Source organism: Sinobaca sp. SA16-1 (genome assembly GCF_059510515.1).
Genome location: NZ_JCAKFL010000004.1, coordinates 178,212 through 197,523, shown reverse-complemented (window position 1 = coordinate 197,523; position 19,312 = coordinate 178,212). Strand labels below are relative to the sequence as shown.

The window sequence follows — 19,312 nt, the reverse complement described above, 5'->3', positions numbered from 1 at the left end:
TTAATATATTAAAAGGAATGATTCCGTTTTACCGTATATTGAGAGGGGGGATGCTTCCTAAAACATTTTCAGCTGAATCTTCATTTTTCTATCTCCCGTCCTGAAGGTCACGGTTTGAACTCAACTACATGTGATAAGAAACTCCTGGAAAGCATAATCGAAAAGAAGGGATGGATTCATATGAACAAAGCAGTTGTTTACCGCGGAAAAGGAAAAGTAGAAATTGAGGATATCGGCTACCCTGACCTGATTCTAAAAGATGGGCCCGGCGTTCCTAAATCAAACGTAGGAAGAAAATGTGAGCATGGAGTCATCCTGAAAGTAGTAACGACCAATATATGTGGAAGCGACCAGCATATGGTCAGAGGCCGTACAACAGCACCGGAAGGGCTGGCGCTCGGCCACGAAATAACCGGTGAGGTTGTGGAAGTAGGCAGAGATGTGGAATTTATTAAAAAAGGTGACCTTTGCTCTGTGCCGTTTAACATTGCGTGCGGAAGGTGCCAGATGTGCAAAGAGCAGAATACGCATGTCTGCCTGAATGTAAATCCGGAACGTCCCGGCGGTGCCTATGGGTATGTAGACATGGGCGGCTGGGTCGGCGGCCAGTCGGAGTACGTCATGGTTCCTTATGCGGACTTCCAGCTGTTGAAATTTCCAGATAAAGACCTGGCAATGGAAAAAATAATGGACCTTACGATGCTGTCGGACATTTTCCCAACCGGTTATCACGGGGTTTATTCAGCGGGAGTACGCACAGGGTCCACTGTATATATCGCAGGCGCCGGCCCTGTAGGACTGGCAGCGGCTCACTCCGCACAGCTTCTCGGAGCTTCTACGGTAATTGTAGGAGACTTAAACGAAGAGCGGCTTGAGCAGGCGAGAAGTTTTGGATGTGAAACCGTTAACCTGCGGAAGCATGATAATCTCGGGGAACAGATCGACCAGATTGTCGGTGAGCCGGTTGTAGACTGCGCAGTGGATGCTGTTGGTTTTGAAGCTTCCGGTCACGGAGAAAACGCCGGAGAACAGCCTGCGATCGTATTGAATACGATTATGGACGTCACAAGAGTGGCAGGCAGACTGGGGATCCCCGGCTTATATGTAACTGAAGATCCAGGTGCCGCAGATGACGATTCAAAGGTCGGCTCCCTAAAAGTGAGAATTGGTCTTGGCTGGGCAAAGGCCCATACGTTTGTCACCGGACAAACACCGGCTATGCAATATCACCGCGACTTAATGAAAGCCATATTGTCCGGGAAAGCTGATATTGCAAAAGCGGTTAATGCTACTTTGATCAGCCTGGATGAAGCTCCCCACGGCTATCAGGATTTTGATAAAGGCGCCGCAAAGAAATTTGTTATTGATCCTCATGGATCCGTCAAACAATAACGAAACATTACAAAAGCAGCAGGTCTTTCCTGCTGCTTTTTGCTGCCAAAAACTAAGTAATTATATCGGAATACTTAATACTAAATATGGACGAATAAATTTATTTTCATTCAATATATGCTATATTTCCGCCTTTTCACAGAAAGTTGAGGCAAACACGCCTTGACATGCTGCTCAGAAAAAAGATATAGTTTGTCTACAACAAAACCATATTAGTGGAAATAGGTGCTCTGATTGTCAATATCAGACTGAAAAGGGAAGACCGGTGCAAAGCCGGCGCGGTCCCGCCACTGTAACAGAAGAGTCACAGTTATTATGTCACTGGGGAGCAGATGCCCCCGGGAAGGCCGGCTGTGATGATGACACTGGAGCCAGGAGACCTGCCTATTTTACCAACACCGATTTTTACCTACGGGAGATAGGACGGGTGTTCCTGAGCGTACCATATACGAGCCAGGAGTATTTCTGCATGCACTCTCCCTTAGTGCACAGTGGAAATACTCTTTTTTTTATGAAATGGACGGATTCGGAACGGATCAGGACTAGTAAAAAAAGGGAGGATATTTTACAAATGAGCACATGGACAACAAGCAGCCTCGGCTATCCGAGGCTTGGAGAGAACAGAGAATGGAAAAAAGCACTGGAATCATTTTGGAAAAAGAACATAACGCACGATGAGTGGAAAGCGGAAATGAAAAGACTTCGCCTGGAATCTCTTGTTAAACAGCAGCAAAGAGGAATCGACTGGATTCCCGTAAATGATTTTACTTACTATGACCAGATGCTTGATATGTCGGTTATGTTTAATATTGTTCCGGAAAGGTTCGGAACGTTCAGCAATGAAATACCCGACAGTGCCTACTTCGCTATGGCGAGAGGGTCAGAACATGCTCAGGCTTCTGAAATGACCAAATGGTTTAACACAAACTATCACTACATTGTCCCTGAAATGGAACATGCCGTGCCCCGCCTGACAAAAAATATGCCGCTTGAAGCGTACCGGCAGGCAAAGCAGGAGCTTGGAATAGAAGGAAAGCCGGTTATAATTGGTCCTGTTACTTTTTTGAAGCTGGCGAAAGGATATGAGGAGAAAAATTTTGGGGAACTGCTTGATCAGCTTCTTCCTTTATATGTTCGGGTCCTGCAGGAGCTGAAGCAGGAAGGCGTGCAATGGGTCCAGATAGATGAGCCTTCGCTCGTAGCTTCTTTTCCTAAAAAGGATATTGTCCACCTGGAGAAAGCCTATCGTCTTTTTGCAGAAGAAGTACCGGGAATTTCTCTTATGCTGCAGACGTATTTCGAAGGTGTGGATCATTACGAAGAGATCACTTCCCTTCCCGTTGCCGGTATAGGACTTGATTTTGTCCATGGGAAAGAAAAGAATACGGAGTCTCTCCGTGTCCATGGGTTTCCTGAAGATAAAGTAGTCGGTGCCGGCATTATTGATGGAAGAAATATTTGGAAAAGCGACGGGGTAAAAAAGAGTGTCGATCTTCAAACGATACAAAACGCTGTATCGGAAGACCGGATTTGGATTCAGCCGTCCTGCAGTCTTCAGCATGTTCCGGTTACCGTTCAGAATGAAACGAAGCTTAATCCTGTACTGCAGGAAGCTCTTTCCTTTGCCGATGAAAAGCTGGACGAAATTAAAAATTTACGGACTGCATTAAAAGAAGGAAACACTGAGCTTCTTCAGAAAAGCCATCGTGCAGTTCAAGCGCTCGCAGAATCAGAATGGAGAACAAAAGCGCTTGAACCTGTTAAAGAAAGCACACCTTCTTCAAGAACGGCAGCCTTCAGCGAACGCCGCACCGTTCAGCAGGAAAAATGGAAGCTTCCCCTGTTCCCTACGACGACAATCGGCAGCTTCCCGCAGACGAAGGAAGTCCGGGTAGCCAGGCAGAATGTGAAAAAAGGAACGATCTCAAAAGCAGAATACGATGCATTTATTAATGAAAAGATTAAAGAATGGGTGGACATTCAAAAAGATATTGGTCTGGATGTTTACGTACACGGAGAATTTGAGCGCAACGACATGGTTGAATTCTTCGGGGGAAAACTGGCTGGCTTTGCATTTACAGCGAACGGCTGGGTGCAGTCCTACGGATCCCGCTGCGTCAAGCCTCCTGTTATCTTTGGAGATGTAGAGTGGACAGAGCCGATGACCGTAAAAGAATCCGAGTACGCCCAGTCCCTGACGGACAAGCCGATGAAAGGCATGCTTACCGGACCGGTTACTATCCTGCAATGGTCTTTCGTTCGTGATGATATGGAAGAGCGCGACGTGACAAACCAGATCGCCGCAGCATTGAGCAAAGAAGTGGAAGCATTGGAGAAAGCCGGGATTGAAATGATTCAAGTGGATGAGCCGGCTATCCGGGAAGGGCTGCCGCTGAAGCACAGCGAGCATGAGCATTACCTGGACTGGGCCGTCCGTGCCTTCCGCCTGGCGACATCCAACGTAAAGAACACGACACAAATTCATACGCATATGTGCTACAGCGAATTCCAGGACATGATCGAATCGATACGCGCTATGGATGCGGATGTTATCTCCATCGAAACATCGAGAAGTCACGGCGAACTTATCGAAGCATTTGAGACAGCCGTTTATGATAAAGGAATCGGTCTGGGTGTTTATGATATTCACAGCCCAAGAGTGCCAGGCCCCGAGGAAATGCTGCAGATGATTGACCGCGCCCTGCAGGTCCTGCCGCCGTCCCTGTTCTGGATCAACCCGGACTGCGGATTGAAAACAAGGGATATCCCGGAAACCGTAGATGCATTAAAGAATATGACAGAAGCCGCCCGCCTCGTCCGGGAAAGATGGACGCAGGAAGTGAACTAAGGAGAGTGTAGAATGACAGTAATATTTAAAGATAACGGCAGCCGCACCCTGGCTTTTGAAAAGCAAAGACTCGAAGCCTATATAGACGAAGTAACAGACGGATTTCCAGATTTGGATAAAGAAGAATACAAAGAAGCCGTTGTTTCCAATGTATCCTATAAAGACAGCTATTCAGCCGATCAGATTACCCAGCTCCTTACGCTGCAGGCTTCAGAGAGAATTGACAGAAACGGTCCGCAGTGGACGTATGTCGCAGCACGGATTTATTTGAGAAAGCTGTATAAAGAAGCTGCCAAAAACAGGGCGTATGATGCCGAAGACAAATACGGTTCGCTGTACGGCCTGTTAAAGACACTGGGAAGCAAAGGGGTGTACGACAGTACGCTTTTACGCGATTATTCCAAAGAAGAAATCATCGAACTCGAGCAGGCGATCAAGCCGGAGCGGGATGAGCTGTTCACGTATGTCGGTGTGCTGACCCTTGCCCATAAGTATCTGGCGAGCGACAAAAGCAAAAATGTCTATGAGCTGCCGCAGGAGCGATTTATGGTGATTGCGATGAAGCTGATGATCGAAGAACCTCAGGAAAATCGTCTTCATATGGTAAAAGAGGCTTACTGGGCGCTGTCTAATCTTTATATGACTGTTGCTACACCAACCTTGGCGAATGCAGGAAAAAATGTCGGCCAGCTGAGTTCCTGCTTTATTGATACAGTAGATGACAGCCTGCGCAGTATTTTTGATTCCAATACAGATGTTGCCAACCTTTCTAAAAATGGCGGAGGCGTAGGCATATATTTCGGCAAGCTGCGAAGCCGTGGTTCTGACATTAAAGGATACAAAGGAGTAGCAGGCGGTATTATGGGCTGGATGAAGCAGCTCAATAATACAGCTGTTTCTGTAGATCAGCTCGGCCAGCGCCAGGGCGCATTCGCTGTTTACCTGGACGTATGGCATAAAGATATTCTCGAGTTTCTGGACGTAAAGCTCAACACTGGAGACGAGCGGATGCGCACCCATGATATTTTCACAGGAGTGTGTCTGCCTGACCTGTTTATGGAGAAAGTAGAGAGCCGCGAAGATTGGTACTTGTTTGACCCCCATGAAGTAGAAAAGGTTATGGGCTGGTCTCTAGAAGATTTTTATGATGAAAAAGAAGGCAGAGGATCGTTTCGGGAAAAGTATCAGCAGTGCATGGACCATCCCGGTATTTCAAAAGAACGAATCCCTGCGATTGAGATTATGAAACGCGTGATGAAATCCCAGCTGCAGACCGGAACACCTTATATGTTTTACCGTGACACGGTAAACCGGGAAAACCCCAACAAGCACGAAGGCATGATCTACAGCTCGAATCTCTGCACAGAAATTATGCAGAACATGAGCGCCACGGTTATTAAAGAAGAAAAGCTGACGCCGGAAGGCACGATTATTACGGAAAAAACACCGGGAGATATGGTCGTCTGCAACCTCTCTTCCATTTCTCTTGCCAGAGCAGTTACAGAAGGTGTGCTTGAGCGTCTGATTCCAGTTCAGGTCCGCATGCTCGATAATGTCATTGACTTAAATCATATTGAAGTGCTGCAGGCACAGCTGACAAACAAGCGTTACAGAGGCATAGGCCTTGGCACGTTCGGATGGCACCATCTGCTGGCATTAAAAGGCATCCGCTGGGAATCAGAAACAGCTGTAGCCTATGCAGATGAACTATACGAGAAAATCAGCTATTTAACGCTCGAAGCGAGCTGCCGTATTGCAGAAGAAAAAGGCGCCTATCCATTATTTGAAGGAAGCGAATGGGAAAGCGGTGCTTACCTGGAACGGAAATATGATTCAAAAGAATGGGACGAGCTGCGTACACGCATCCAGAAAAATGGTATCCGCAACGGCTACCTTATGGCGGTAGCACCCAATGCAACGACCTCACTTATTGCAGGATCCACCGCCAGTATTGACCCTATTTACCGCCAGGAATACGTGGAGGAGAAAAAAGGCTACCGGTCCCCGGCTACCGCTCCTGATATCAGTTCCAAGACGATCTGGTATTATAAGTCTGCGTTTAACATTGACCAGTCGTGGAGTATCCGCCAAAATGCCGCCCGCCAGAAGCATATTGATCAGGCGGTTAGTTTTAACCTGTATATCCCACGGGACATTAAAGCAAAAGAGTTTCTGGATATGCACCTTCAGGCATGGTCAGCAGGACTTAAAACCACGTATTACACACGTTCCACCTCAACGGTAATAGAGGACTGCGAAAGCTGCTCCAGCTAAGAGAAAAGAAAAGAGGAGGCATAAAAAATGGCTACTTTACAAAAACGCAAGTTGTATGACACGGCAGCTCCAAATAAATCAACCGGTATTATCAACGGCGAGAGCTCGAATATACTAAACTGGGATCAGACTGCGCGCAAGTGGGCCTACCCTATGTATAAAAATATGCTCCGCAACTTCTGGATTCCGGATGAAGTCAGCTTAATCAACGACCGCAACCAGTACAAACAGCTGAGTGATGATGAGCGGGAAGCCTTTAATAAAATCATCGGACTGCTTGCTTTTCTGGACAGCGTACAGACGGATTTTTCCTCCAAAGTGTCCGAGTACCTAACCGATTCCAGTCTGTCGGCCCTTATGTCTGTATTGGCTTTTCAGGAAGTAGTCCACAATGAGTCGTATACGTACGTTCTCTCGAGCGTAACAGACGGCAATACGCAGGAAAAAGTGTTCGAATACTGGAAAACCGATGAAGTATTGTTGGAGCGCAACAAGTTTATTGCAGATGGATATACCGATTTTACGGAGAATCCCACCCAGGAAAACTTCGTCCGAGCGATTGTATATGACGTTATTCTGGAAGGGTTGTTTTTCTACTCCGGTTTTGCTTTCTTCTACAACCTGGCCCGAAACGAGAAGATGCTCGGAACCTCTAAAATGATTAATTTCATAAATCGGGATGAACAGATTCACGTTAATCTGTTTGTCCACATCTTAAAAGAGACCCTGCAGGAAAACCCTGAGCTGAATACTGACGAGTTTGCCGACTTTGTAAAAGAAACCTTTATTGAAGCGGCAGAACTTGAAATCAAATGGGGAAACTATGTAATCGGCAATAAGATAGACGGAATCAATGCCAATGAATTGGAAAGCTATATTAAGTTTATGGCGAACAAGCGGATTAAAGAGCTTGGATTTGATGCAGTATTTGAAGGGTACAATAAAAATCCGATGCGCTGGGTTTCAGTTTATAATGATAATACGACCGGAAAAGCCGATTTCTTTGAAACGACGGTGACGGACTACAATTTAGTAGATTCAGATAATGATTTCGATTCCCTTTAATCAAAATAAAAGCTCTTTCCCATGCCGGGAAGGGGCTTTTTGAGGTTAAATAAAATCTTTCGTGTACTCATGCTATGATAGAAAAAAAGGAGGAGTGAGACCGGTGAAAATAGCAACAATTGGAACGAACTGGATTACAGAAGCGTTTATTGAAGCGGGAACAGAAGTGGAAGGTTTTGAGCTGACAGCTGTTTTTTCAAGAGACAGGAAAAAAGCAGAGGCGTTTGCTTCCAAAAATGGAGCAGCCCGGGCGTATGACAGCCTGGAAGCGATGCTTGCTGACCCGGAGGTGGAGGCTGTCTATATTGCGAGCCCCAACCGGTATCACGCCGAGCAGGCGCTGGCGGCAATGGAAAAGGGAAAGCATGTTATCTGCGAAAAACCATTATGCTCCAACGAAAAAGAAGCAGAAGTCCTTATACAAAAAGCAGAACAAAAGCAGGTCGTGTTAATGGAGGGCATCAAAAATATGTACACGCCTGCTTTTAAAGAAATGACGAGCCATCTGGAAAAAGCAGGCCCGATCCGGCGCGTCTACCTGCAGTACTGCCAGTATTCAAGCCGGTACGATGCCTATAAAGAAGGAACCATTTTGAATGCATTTAAGCCGGAGCTTTCCAACGGAGCGAGTATGGATCTGGGTGTTTATCTTTTTCATCCGGCAGTAGCCTGGTTTGGCCCTCCCTCGCGTATCATGGCCATGGGACACAAACTCGAAACAGGAGTGGACGGACAGGCGTGCGTTCTTATGCAGTACGATGGATTTGAAGTTATTATTTCGTATTCGAAAATCATGGGATCGTCGCTTGCCAGTGAGATTCAGGGAGAAGACGGTGTGCTGCGGATAGATAATGTAAATACACCGGAAGAAGTCGCTTTTCTGCCGCGCGGCGGAGAAGAAGAAAAGCTGTCGATGCCTTCCGGGCGACAGGCGATGAGCTATGAGATAGAAGAATTTATGAAGCTGATCACTTCAGGCGGCAAACGGCAGGTGACGCTGCAGCAGTCCCGGGACGTATTGGCTGTGATAGATGAAGTAAGGCAGCAGCTCGGTGTTGTGTACGACACAGATTGAAAATCCATTTTTCATCCTTTATACTTTGATAACGTGGTACTTATTTCCAATGATAAAGAAACAGCTTTTATCAAGTATCCTGTATCATGGAATTCGTCTCGTTTAAAGGAGCATATATAAGAAAAATAAAATACCTCAATTATTTTGAGGTATTTTTCAGTTTGCTGGTCGCAAACCAAATAAAAAACTACAACATATACTGAAAGAACACCAATCTGGGAAACGATCAGACTAAGGAGGCGGCTTATGAGTGAAAATCCAATTGTAAAAATCGAAGGGCTGACGAAGACGTTGGGCCGTACCAATGTAGTAGATGATATTTCCGTAGATATTTACGGGGGAGAAGTATTTGGTTTTCTGGGTCCGAACGGAGCCGGGAAAACAACGACGATCCGGATGATGCTTGGCTTAATGAAAGCCTCCAAAGGAGACGTCCAAATCAACGGTTTCAGCGTACAAAAGCAGTTTGTCCAGGCGATGGAGCACGTCGGCGGAATTGTCGAAAATCCGGAAATGTACGGCTATATGAGTGGATATCAAAACCTTGTTCATTACGCCCGGATGAACGGCATTACCTCCAAAGGAAGAATCGATCAGGTTCTGGACATTGTAGGTATGCGGGAATCGAGCGGCCAGAAAGTAAGGCGCTACTCCCTTGGTATGAGACAGCGTCTCGGGCTCGCCCAGGCCCTGCTGCATAAGCCGAAGCTTCTTATACTGGATGAACCGACAAATGGACTGGATCCCGCGGGAATACGCGAGATGAGGCGTCACCTGCGTTATCTGGCAGAACAAGAAGGAATGGCCGTATTTGTATCCAGCCACCTGCTCTCAGAAATGGAGCTGATGTGTGATCGTATCGGCATTATTCAAAAGGGTAAGCTGATTGATGTGCAGAACGTTCATGACTTTGTCGGAGGGATAGAAGAAAAAACGCTTCATCTCACAGTGGATCCGGTACGGGAAGCCCAGAAAATTCTGAAGGCCCACTTCCCTAAACAAACGATGATTACCAAAGGAAAAACCATTCAGCTGCAGACCGCACCGGACAAAGTGCCTGAACTGATTACAGAGCTTGCCGGAGCGGGTATTAATATTTACGAAGCTGCGTTAAACGGCGGGACGCTGGAGGATAAATTCTTAAAGGTGACTGGAGGGGAAGGCGTTGTCTAAGTTTACTGATTTAGTCAAAAATGAACTCATGAAGCTTTTTAATAGAACAGGAACCTGGGTGATGGCAGGCATTTTGGCTGCTGTTGTCATCGGCGCCGCGCTCATAACGCTTTTGAACGTGGATCCGCCGGCAGATAATTGGAGAGCGGAACTAGAACAGCAGGTGGAAGCCGACCGGGAAATTCTTGCTGAAAATCCTGAGGCAGTTCAATTCGAGGAAAATATTTTATTAAACACATACCGGCTCGATAATGATATTCCCCCTATTAATGATGCGACTCAGTGGGGATTTGTTGACTTTGTTTCTATCTTAACGATGTTTGTAACATTGTTTACTGTTATTGCAGCGGCATCCAGTGTGGCCGGGGAGTTTTCCAATGGGACAATTAAACTGCTGCTGATCCGACCGGTTAGACGATGGATGATTCTGCTGTCAAAGCTTGTCGTCAGTTTAATGTACGCGGCGGGACTGCTGGCGCTGCTGTTTGTTACGGCCTACCTTTCAGGTGGAATCTTTTTTGGTTTCCAGTCCCTGCAGTTAACGACGCTGTATCTGGATAATGGAAATGTAGTAGAACAGAGCATGGCGGCAAGTGTTTGGACAGGTTATGGCCTGGCAATGGTGAACCTGGTTATGATGACTATTTTTGCTTTTATGATTGCAGCCGTTTTCCGAAACAGCTCAATTGCGATAGGACTGACCATTTTTCTCATGTTTGCCGGCACGAACGTTGTGGCATTCCTGAGCCAGTATAACTGGGCAAAATATATTCTGTTTGCAAACACAGACCTGCGTATGTATTTTGGAACAGGAGCACCGCTTATAGAAGGAATGACCCTGCCATTTTCGGTTGCTGTTCTTATCGTATACTTTGCGGTTTTTTCCTTTATTACGTTTTTTGTTTTTTCCAAACGCGATGTGGCAGCTTAGATAAAGCTTCCGGTTTTGAAAAATATGGCGGACGGGGCTTTCCATGCTTCTTTTATAGGTATAAACTAAGGGAAGCACGAGGAGGTGGGCATACGTGGATTACAATAACAACACTCCAGTAGAGATAAACGTCCTGGAAATTAGAAATCTATTAAAAGAAGGCAGCATAGAGAAATTCCGCGAGCCCTTTCTGGACCTTCACCCGAACGATCAAATGCAGGTATTGTTCGAATTGGAAAAAGAGGAACGAAAGCAGCTGTATGCCTATCTGGAAGCAGAAGAGCTTGCAGCTGTATTTCAGCTGATGGAATATGAAGATCAATTTTTTACTTCCATCGAGATGGATGATGAACGCCTAGCTGCAGTATTAAACGAAATGTATGCTGATGATGTAGCTGAATTTATAGGGAAAATTCCTCATGCAGACCGAAAAGAAGCTCTTTTGGAAATGATGGATCAGACAGAAGCCCGCGAAGTTCGGGAGATTATGTCCTACCCGGAAAAAACAGCTGGTGCTGTGATGACAAAAGAGTTTCTGGAAATATTTGCAGATCAGCGGATTGACGGAGTAATGGCTTACCTCCGAAAAGCTGGAAACGAAGCAGAATCAGTGTACTATCTTTATGTTGTGGGAGCGCACGGTGAGCTCGTCGGGGTTGTGTCTCTCCGTGATATTATTGTCAGTGATGCCGATCGCATCGTTAAAGACGTGATGAACACGCAGGTTATTTCGGTAGACGAGTACCTGGACCAGGAAGAGGCAGCCCAGATTATTAAGGACTATGATCTGCTGGCAGCCCCTGTTGTAACAAAGGATAATAAACTCGTCGGCATCATTACATTTGATGATGCAATGGACGTTCTTGAAGAAGAAGTAACAGAAGATATTGAAGAAATATCTGCTTCCAAAGGATCGACAGACCTCAGCTTGAATCCGTTTCAGGCAGCAGCTAAACGAGCGCCCTGGATTGTACTGCTGATGTTTCTGGGATTAATTACAGCGAACTTGATTAATCAATATGAAGAAACGCTGGAAGCGATTGTGGTGCTGTCTGTGTTTATCCCTTTAATCATGGGAGCGGCGGGAAACGCCGGCACGCAGTCACTAGCCGTGGTCGTACGGAACCTGGCCACAGGAGCCCTGGAAAAAAAGGGGTTGTTTCTAATGCTGCGCAGAGAGCTTGGCACCGGAATATTAATGGGGGCCGCCTGTTCGGTAGTTCTCCTGGGCCTGGTCACCTTATTATACGGAAATATTGTGCTGGCTTTTATTGTAGCAATCTCCCTGCTGTTGTCACTCAGCGCGGCAGCATTGATTGGCGCAGTGTTCCCGATTATTATTAATAAGCTGAAAATTGATCCTGCCGTTGCCTCCGGGCCTTTTATTACAACGATGAACGATATTGTCGGGCTGAGTATTTACTTTTCCATTGCTACGGCCCTGCTTGAGTATTTATAAAAAACCTTCCGGTTTTCGGAAGGTTTTTTTATTTTTTACAAATTTGAAAGCTTTTTCTGTTGAGAAAAAGCTGGATATAGGATAAGCTGTTCTATGCTTTAAAAAAATAGATAGCTAGGTAAATAGTATAAGAGGTGAAAGCATGGACGCGGCAGCAGGAACGACAAAATCTAAAGCAGTAGATACAAGTGGAATTAAAAGAGCCCCTATTATGATTTCCTTAATCATAGGTGCTTTCATTGCTATTTTAAATGAAACGCTCTTAAATGTGGCGTACACCGATTTAATGGCTCAGCTTCAAGTTACAGCGGCTACGGTTCAGTGGCTTTCGACAGGGTTTATGCTTGTGGTTGGTATTCTGGTACCTGTTTCAGCTCTGCTGATTCAATGGTTTACGACGAGACAAATGTTTCTCGGAGCCATGGCGTTATTTACAGCCGGGACGCTGCTAAGCGGCCTGGCCCCGAACTTCCCCGTTCTTTTGGTGGGAAGAATTATTCAGGCAGGAGGCACCGGCCTGCTGCTTCCCGTATTAATGAATACTATTCTTGTGCTGTATCCGCCTGAAAAACGCGGAGGCGCCATGGGAATGATGGGTCTTGTTATTATGTTTGCTCCGGCCATCGGGCCCACGTTATCCGGCGTTATCGTAGAATCGCTTAACTGGCGCTGGCTGTTCTTTTTAATCATTCCTTTCGCTTTGTTTTCCATTATCTTTGGGATGATTTATTTAAGAAACGTATCAGACATCACTAAGCCGAAAGTAGACGTTATTTCTATTGTGTTATCAACCATTGGTTTTGGCGGATTGGTATTTGGATTTAGTAATGCCGGGGAAGGAGACGGGGGATGGACTGATCCGGGAGTATATTTAACGATTATTGCCGGATTTACATCCCTTGGTTTATTCGTCTGGCGGCAGCTTCGTCTAAAAGAGCCGATGCTTGATATGAGAGCATTTAAATCACCGATGTTTTCATTAACAACCGTCCTGCTTATTATTATGATGATGACCATGTTTTCTACGATGATTATCCTGCCGCTCTTTCTCCAGGGAGGCCTTGCTTTAACGGCTTTTGCAGCCGGACTGGCTCTTCTTCCGGGAGGTCTGCTGAATGGAGCGATGTCCCCAATTGCGGGGAGACTGTTCGACAGATATGGACCGAGAGTCTTAGTGATTCCCGGTACGGCACTGCTCGTTGTGACAATGTGGTTTTTCACCAACGTAACGACAGAGACCGCCACCTGGCAGTTTGTTACGTTTCATTCGATGCTGATGCTGGGCATTTCCCTGGTGATGATGCCGGGTCAGACAAATGGATTGAATCAGCTGCCGCGTAAATACTATCCGCACGGAACGGCTATTCTTAATACGCTTCAGCAGGTAGCAGGAGCGATTGGGGTAGCACTGTTTATCGGGATTATGACTGCAGCTGAAACCGGCTATCTGCAAAGTGCAGTTGATCCGGAATCAGCTGCTGCGCAGCAGGAAGCACTCACATCCGGTGTGCAGGGAGCCTTTACGGTTGGCCTGATCTTCGCGATTATAGCGTTCGTCTTATCTTTATTTATGAAACGAACCACGGCTCCAATTGAAATTGATGAAAAATAAGTAAAGCAGCTCTCCTCACAGAGAGCTGCTTTTTTTATACCCACAGCAGGTGAACCATTGTTACGGTAACAATCATATACATAATAGTGAGCGGCAGTCCGACTTTAATATAATCCGTAAATTTATAGCCGCCGGGGCCGTATACAATTAAGTTGGTCTGATAGCCGATAGGGGTAATAAAGCTTGCAGAAGCCGCAATGGCAATCGTAACGAAGAGCCCCATTGGATCGATGCCGACCTGGCCGGCTGACGCGAAAGCGATCGGAAACATAAGCACAGCGGCCGCATTATTCGTAATAACTTCAGTGAATATATTTGTAAGAATGTAGACAGCTGCAATCGTACCGATAATGCCAACGCCGGCCGTCCAGGAGACGAGATAGGTGGCAATAAATTCAGCGGCCCCGGTCTGCTGGAGGGCTGCTCCAATACCGATAGAGCAGGCAATAAGAATCAGTACGTTAAAGTGCACATAATTTTTTGCCCCTTCCAGCGTGATGGTTCTTGTTAATATCAGCACGATAACCGCCAGCATGGCAGACATAAACATCGACAGCACGTTTGTAGAAGCCAGAAGAATCATGCCGATGAGAGTGAACAAGGCAATGAGTGACTTTTTTTGAGGAACCAGCTCCTGCTGTGCTGTGGTATTCATGAAATAAAACAGCTTGGATTCTTTATGCTTTTCTGCAAATTCGCGGTCACTCAGCAAAAGCAGTGTGTCCCCGGGCTTTAATACGATATCGCCTACTTTGTTCTGGATACGCGCCTGGGCACGATGAACAGCGACTACGCCGGCCTGGAAACGGGACCGGAACTGATTTTCCTTTAGTGTAGAATAAGCGAGCGGAGACTGGGATGGAATTACGACTTCATTCAGCACTGCCCGGCCGTTGCTCAGTTCATCAAGCTCTATATCCGTGCCGGTTTCCACACGTAGGCCTTTTACCTGATGAAGCTCAACAATCGTGGATAAAAGCCCGGTGAAAATCAAACGGTCTTTTTCTTTTAGTTGATAATAGGAGGGCACCGGCGCAATTCGTTCGGTCCCGCTGATTACTTCAATTAAGTACAGCCCTTTTAAATTGCGGAGGCCGGCTTCTTCAATCGTTTTACCGATTAAAGGAGAGGCTGCAGTGATACGGCTCTGGGCCAGATATTCTTTAGCGTGCTCCGTGAAAGACTCTTCTGAGCTTTTTCTTACCGGAAGAAGTTTATAGCCTACCGTGCTTAAATAAAGAATACCGATTATGCAGGCCGGGAGGCTGACAGCAGTCAGCTGAAACATAGAAAACCCTGCCATGTCCTGATCAAGCATCAGACCGTGGATAATTAAGTTGGTGGAGGTACCGATTAATGTAAGCGTGCCGCCAAAAATAGCAGCATACGACAAAGGTATAAGAAACTTGGATGGAGCGACATTGTGCTTTTTGCACCAATCCTTAATTACAGGAGTAAACATGACAACGATAGGCGTGTTATTAAGAAAAGCAGACAAACCGGAGACCGGAAGCATCATACGCGGTATCATAGCGCTGGATCCTTCTTTTTTGCCCAATGCACGGTAAACAAGCTGGTTCAAAACACCGCTCTGCTGAACCGCGCCTGCAACTATAAACAAAAGGCCGACAGTAAGCATCCCTTCGTTGGAAAACCCGACGAGGGCATCAGCAGGAGCCAAAATGCCGGTGAACATGAGAAAAGCCAGGGCACAGAAGACAATAAAATCAGGCCGGGCTACTTCTTTCATCAAACAAATAAGCATAATAATAATCGTGCAGACAACAATGACAGCTTCCAGACTCATGGTGCAATCCTCTTTTCCAATAATGTAATGCCTAGTAAATGAATAGGTTTTATTGGATTATATAAGATTTTACAGATGCTGTCTATTCTTATTTGAAAAGAAAGCCGTCTGGTTTACATGAGCAGGAATTCGGAAATAGAAGATAAACAGAGAAAAGGGGAGATATCTATGTATGATATTATCGTGATTGGAGCCGGGCCGGCCGGTTCAAGTGCAGCAATATTCGCTGCCAAAGCCGGAAAACATACGTTAGTAATTGATAACGAACAGAGCATGACGAAAGCCGCATGGGTGGAAAATCATTACGGCGTCCTGGAGACTGCGGGACCGGACCTGCTGGAAACAGGGAAAAAACAGGCGAAAAAACATGGGGCAGAGCGTGTTACAGCAACGGTAATTAAAATGGAAAAGCTGGAAAATGGTCGAATAAAAATATATTTGGAAGACGGAGATTATGAAGCAGAACATGTTTTGTTAACAACTGGAAACAATCCCCAGCTGCCGGAAGCGGCAGGTATTGAAATGGAAGAAGGCCGGGAGCCCCGCATTAAGAAAATTGTAAAAACAGATGCGGCCGGCCGGACGTCAATGGAGCATGTATGGGCAGCGGGGACGATTGCCGGAGCAAGTGTGCATACGATCATTACTTCCGGTGATGGGGCCCGGACCGCTGTTAATATCATCAGCGAAATGAACGGAGAACGTTATGTAGACCACGATGTACTGAGAAAATAATAAAAAGCATGCAGAGCTGTTGTTCAGCCTGCATGCTTTTATTTAGTTAAGCAATCGATTCTTCCCGGGGGTGTTTTTCAATGTTTTCAACAAAAAGCTTTACGCTTGTAACAGTAAGGGCTGTCATAGGCTGAAGTGCTTCTGTCACTGCTGCTTTTACACGTTGATGAAGAGATTGAAGATTTTCTCCGTAGCGTGCCGTAACGGTTAATTCAATAGAAAGAGATTGGCCATCTATAAAAGCCTGGACGCCTTTCCGGGGATTGTCGCTGCCAAGTCTTTCTGTCATACGGTCGGCGACATTTCCGCTCATTTCAACAATGCCCTGTACATTCCTGGTAACAGAAGCGGCTGTTTTTTCGATAGCTTCCCGGTTATATTCAGCCGGGGTTATGTTTGCTTCTGCACCTTCCGGATGAATTCGTCCCTGGTGGGGGTTGTGTTCCATAGTATCACCTCATTTTCCTGCCCTGCCGGGCTTACTTATTGTACTTTTTGTTTGGAGCGCTGAGAAGGAGCTTCTGCGCCTTCTACTTTAAGGTTCAGGCTTTTAATGGTTACTTCCGCATAATTTTCGACATCATGACGGATGGATTCCTCTACTTCCTGTGATAAGTAGGATTCGTCTGCCCGGTCATTGGCCCTTACGGTTACATTAAGTGTAACGACATTTTCTCCAGCACGGGAGCAGGACACATCTACATGCCTTACACCAGGCTTTGTAGCAGCGCTTTTATGAGCGATATCTTCTACGGTTTCCATAGGCACCTGGATACTGCCGTGAGAAGAAGTTGTGTTAATGTACTTAACTTTCTTTGGTTTTTTCTTTGGCTTGAGGGCTGGGATAAGAAATAGTAAGCATATAAGTGCCCATGCACACACAATAATTAATCCAATCCACCAGCTCTGTGACATATAAGAAGCTTGAAGAAAGTAGGTTTCTACGGCCTGCAGGGCGGGCTGCCATTGGAAGAGTCCTGCAATAACAAGTCCTGCCAGGGCTAAGTTCAATAATACAAATAGAAATAATAAAAAGCGTAAAAGAATAGTCATCGTTTGTTCCTCCTTTCTCATTAACGCAGTGTATTGCTTACTAGATACCCGAAATACAAAGGTTGTAACCCATATGAAAAGTATCGTTTTTTATAATAAAAGCCGGCAGGGACTGTCCTGCCGGCTTTTATGCTTATTCTTTTGTATCGTCTTCTTTATCCCAGGCTTCTACATTCTTTAAACCTGGAATCGTATTTTTGTAAAAAATAGGATCCTGTCCTGATTTTTTCTGACGTCTATAGTCATTTAATGCAGCCACTGCCGTTTTGGTAAGCAGTGTAATTGCTATAAGGTTCACTACAGCCATCGTACCCATAAACACGTCAGCCAGGTTCCAGATCAAGTCCAGCGAAAGCATGGATCCGATAAGCACCATAGCTAGAAAAGCGATACGGAAAATCTGTACATACAATCGGTTTTCCGTAATGAATTCAATGTTTGCTTCCCCGTAGTAATAGTTACCAAGCAGGGAACTGAAAGCAAAGAAGAAAATAGCGAGAGAAACGAAAGTCTGGGCCCAGGCTCCAAAGTGCGAGTCAAAGGCCATCTGTGTCAGTTGGATGCCTTCCATTTCCCCAACAGTATGAACATCGGCAAGAATGATAACAAAAGCTGTCGCACTACAGATGATAAGAGTATCTGTAAATACGCCAAGTGCCTGGACAAGCCCCTGTTTAACCGGGTGGGTGACATAAGCTGTAGCTGCCGCGTTTGGCGCACTACCCATACCAGCTTCGTTGGAGAATAACCCGCGCTGAATCCCATTCATTAAGGCAGCAGCAACCCCGCCCCCTACAACTTCCTGAAGTCCGAATGCATTTCCGACAATAAGCGCAATGACTCCAGGAAGTTCTGTAATATTCATGAACATTATAATAAGAGCGGCAAATATGTAAAGAAGGGCAAAGACAGGAACAATAATTTCAGCTACAACAGCAATCCGGCGGATACCGCCAAAGACTACAATACCGATAAGGAAGGCGATCCCAATACCGATAAAGAGCGGATCAATATTATAAGAACCGCTGAAGGCAGCAGCAATTGTGTTCGACTGAACGGCGTTAAAGATCAGCCCGAAACAAAGCGTAATCAATATGGCGAAAAGAACGCCCATCCACCTGGCACCAAGAGCTTTTTCCATATAATAAGCAGGGCCGCCGCGGAATCCATCTTTATCTTTTACTTTATAGATCTGTGCCAGCGTGCTTTCCACAAATCCGGTAGCAGCACCAAGCAGGGCAATAATCCACATCCAGAATATAGCACCCGGACCGCCGACGGTGATAGCAATAGCAACACCGGCCAGGTTCCCGGTACCAACTCTTGCCGCTGTACTGATAGCAAAAGCCTGAAACGGGGTAGTCCCTTTTCTTTCTTTGAATCCCTGATGATTTGTGCCTTTAAACAGCTGAGTTACCATTTCTCCAAGTAATGAGAATTGAACAAAGCCTGTTCGGATAGTAAAGAAAACTCCGAGAATTAACAGCATTGCAATAAGTACGTAGGTCCAAAGCAGGTCGTTTGTAAAGGTCACTGCTTCTCCCAAAGGGGTGTCCATTGTAAACCAATTTGCCATGGTAGGCCTCCTTTTAAAAGATATGTTTGTATAAGGTCATAATATATAATATCATACAATTTTCGCTTATCATGTATAGAATATAATAGAAGAAAAAAACATTTATTCAAGAGAACGGAGAGAGTATACAGCAACTGCATATATATTCAAATATTCCTGCAGATGTGACAGTTCAAGCGATCATAGTTTAACAATATTACCTAATACTATTTTTGTATCCGCTTTAATACACTGTATAAGTATATAATATCGTGGTACGGGTTTAATCAGCTATTATTCTGATAGTTAGTTAATGAATATTTTTGTATTTAT

General features: G+C 45.6%; 14 protein-coding genes and 1 riboswitch. Of the genes, 10 read left to right on the top strand and 4 right to left on the bottom strand.

Annotated elements, in window-relative coordinates; genetic code table 11:
* The first annotated feature begins 180 nt into the window (after positions 1 to 180).
* From fdhA to AC5W2J_RS12730, 9 genes are all read left to right on the top strand, one after another.
* Positions 181 to 1,392 (top strand): formaldehyde dehydrogenase, glutathione-independent, encoded by a 1,212-nt coding sequence (fdhA, locus tag AC5W2J_RS12770; RefSeq protein WP_496059838.1) that lies wholly within the window; start codon positions 181 to 183, stop codon positions 1,390 to 1,392.
* Positions 1,393 to 1,598: 206 nt separating this feature from the next.
* Positions 1,599 to 1,794, top strand: a riboswitch (cobalamin riboswitch).
* A 169-nt stretch (positions 1,795 to 1,963) separates the two neighbouring features.
* Positions 1,964 to 4,240: a 5-methyltetrahydropteroyltriglutamate--homocysteine S-methyltransferase gene (gene metE / locus AC5W2J_RS12765; protein WP_496059837.1), complete on the top strand. Its 2,277-nt coding sequence runs from the start codon at positions 1,964 to 1,966 to the stop codon at positions 4,238 to 4,240.
* Between the two features lie 12 nt (positions 4,241 to 4,252).
* Positions 4,253 to 6,514 carry a ribonucleoside-diphosphate reductase subunit alpha gene (locus AC5W2J_RS12760; protein ID WP_496059836.1) on the top strand — a complete coding sequence of 754 codons (2,262 nt, stop codon included), beginning with the start codon at positions 4,253 to 4,255 and terminating at the stop codon, positions 6,512 to 6,514.
* Positions 6,515 to 6,541: 27 nt separating this feature from the next.
* Positions 6,542 to 7,579 (top strand): ribonucleotide-diphosphate reductase subunit beta, encoded by a 1,038-nt coding sequence (locus AC5W2J_RS12755; RefSeq protein ID WP_496059835.1) that lies wholly within the window; start codon positions 6,542 to 6,544, stop codon positions 7,577 to 7,579.
* A 103-nt stretch (positions 7,580 to 7,682) separates the two neighbouring features.
* Positions 7,683 to 8,654, top strand: coding sequence for a Gfo/Idh/MocA family protein (locus AC5W2J_RS12750; protein ID WP_496059834.1), 972 nt, complete (start codon positions 7,683 to 7,685; stop codon positions 8,652 to 8,654).
* Between the two features lie 246 nt (positions 8,655 to 8,900).
* Entirely contained in the window at positions 8,901 to 9,827 is a 927-nt protein-coding gene (locus AC5W2J_RS12745; protein WP_496059833.1) for an ABC transporter ATP-binding protein, read from the top strand.
* Positions 9,820 to 10,758, top strand: coding sequence for an ABC transporter permease (locus AC5W2J_RS12740; protein WP_496059832.1), 939 nt, complete (start codon positions 9,820 to 9,822; stop codon positions 10,756 to 10,758). The genes AC5W2J_RS12745 and AC5W2J_RS12740 overlap by 8 nt, the downstream gene beginning before the upstream one ends.
* A gap of 94 nt (positions 10,759 to 10,852) precedes the next feature.
* On the top strand, positions 10,853 to 12,217 hold the full coding sequence (gene mgtE, locus AC5W2J_RS12735; RefSeq protein ID WP_496059831.1) for a magnesium transporter: 1,365 nt from the start codon (positions 10,853 to 10,855) through the stop codon (positions 12,215 to 12,217).
* Between the two features lie 142 nt (positions 12,218 to 12,359).
* Complete coding sequence (locus AC5W2J_RS12730) at positions 12,360 to 13,829, top strand: MDR family MFS transporter (protein WP_496059830.1); 1,470 nt, start codon at positions 12,360 to 12,362, stop codon at positions 13,827 to 13,829.
* Positions 13,830 to 13,863: 34 nt separating this feature from the next.
* Here the strand turns inward: AC5W2J_RS12730 and AC5W2J_RS12725 are convergent, their stop codons facing one another.
* On the bottom strand, positions 13,864 to 15,636 hold the full coding sequence (locus tag AC5W2J_RS12725; RefSeq protein ID WP_496059829.1) for an SLC13 family permease: 1,773 nt from the start codon (positions 15,634 to 15,636) through the stop codon (positions 13,864 to 13,866).
* A gap of 168 nt (positions 15,637 to 15,804) precedes the next feature.
* Between AC5W2J_RS12725 and AC5W2J_RS12720 the strand changes: the two genes are divergently transcribed.
* Positions 15,805 to 16,371, top strand: a complete 567-nt coding sequence (locus AC5W2J_RS12720) for an NAD(P)/FAD-dependent oxidoreductase (RefSeq protein WP_496059828.1) — start codon at positions 15,805 to 15,807, stop codon at positions 16,369 to 16,371.
* A 46-nt stretch (positions 16,372 to 16,417) separates the two neighbouring features.
* Here the strand turns inward: AC5W2J_RS12720 and AC5W2J_RS12715 are convergent, their stop codons facing one another.
* The 3 genes from AC5W2J_RS12715 to AC5W2J_RS12705 all read right to left on the bottom strand — a co-directional run bounded on the left by AC5W2J_RS12715 (position 16,418) and on the right by AC5W2J_RS12705 (position 18,982).
* Positions 16,418 to 16,819 (bottom strand): Asp23/Gls24 family envelope stress response protein, encoded by a 402-nt coding sequence (locus AC5W2J_RS12715; RefSeq protein ID WP_496059827.1) that lies wholly within the window; start codon positions 16,817 to 16,819, stop codon positions 16,418 to 16,420.
* A 35-nt stretch (positions 16,820 to 16,854) separates the two neighbouring features.
* A complete protein-coding gene (amaP, locus tag AC5W2J_RS12710) occupies positions 16,855 to 17,424 on the bottom strand; it encodes an alkaline shock response membrane anchor protein AmaP (protein WP_496059826.1) in 570 nt (189 codons plus the stop codon).
* A gap of 133 nt (positions 17,425 to 17,557) precedes the next feature.
* Positions 17,558 to 18,982 (bottom strand): alanine/glycine:cation symporter family protein, encoded by a 1,425-nt coding sequence (locus AC5W2J_RS12705; protein WP_496060093.1) that lies wholly within the window; start codon positions 18,980 to 18,982, stop codon positions 17,558 to 17,560.
* Positions 18,983 to 19,312 lie beyond the last annotated feature (330 nt).

Bases quoted from the DNA above. Each gene is read 5' to 3' on its own strand.
- AC5W2J_RS12745 (WP_496059833.1), top strand. From the start codon at position 8,901: ATGAGTGAAAATCCAATTGTAAAAATCGAAGGGCTGACGAAGACGTTG.
- metE (WP_496059837.1), top strand. From the start codon at position 1,964: ATGAGCACATGGACAACAAGCAGCCTCGGCTATCCGAGGCTTGGAGAG.
- AC5W2J_RS12730 (WP_496059830.1), top strand. From the start codon at position 12,360: ATGGACGCGGCAGCAGGAACGACAAAATCTAAAGCAGTAGATACAAGT.
- amaP (WP_496059826.1), bottom strand. From the start codon at position 17,424: ATGACTATTCTTTTACGCTTTTTATTATTTCTATTTGTATTATTGAAC.
- AC5W2J_RS12760 (WP_496059836.1), top strand. From the start codon at position 4,253: ATGACAGTAATATTTAAAGATAACGGCAGCCGCACCCTGGCTTTTGAA.
- AC5W2J_RS12755 (WP_496059835.1), top strand. From the start codon at position 6,542: ATGGCTACTTTACAAAAACGCAAGTTGTATGACACGGCAGCTCCAAAT.
- AC5W2J_RS12705 (WP_496060093.1), bottom strand. From the start codon at position 18,982: ATGGACACCCCTTTGGGAGAAGCAGTGACCTTTACAAACGACCTGCTT.
- fdhA (WP_496059838.1), top strand. From the start codon at position 181: ATGAACAAAGCAGTTGTTTACCGCGGAAAAGGAAAAGTAGAAATTGAG.
- AC5W2J_RS12715 (WP_496059827.1), bottom strand. From the start codon at position 16,819: ATGGAACACAACCCCCACCAGGGACGAATTCATCCGGAAGGTGCAGAA.
- AC5W2J_RS12720 (WP_496059828.1), top strand. From the start codon at position 15,805: ATGTATGATATTATCGTGATTGGAGCCGGGCCGGCCGGTTCAAGTGCA.
- AC5W2J_RS12725 (WP_496059829.1), bottom strand. From the start codon at position 15,636: ATGAGTCTGGAAGCTGTCATTGTTGTCTGCACGATTATTATTATGCTT.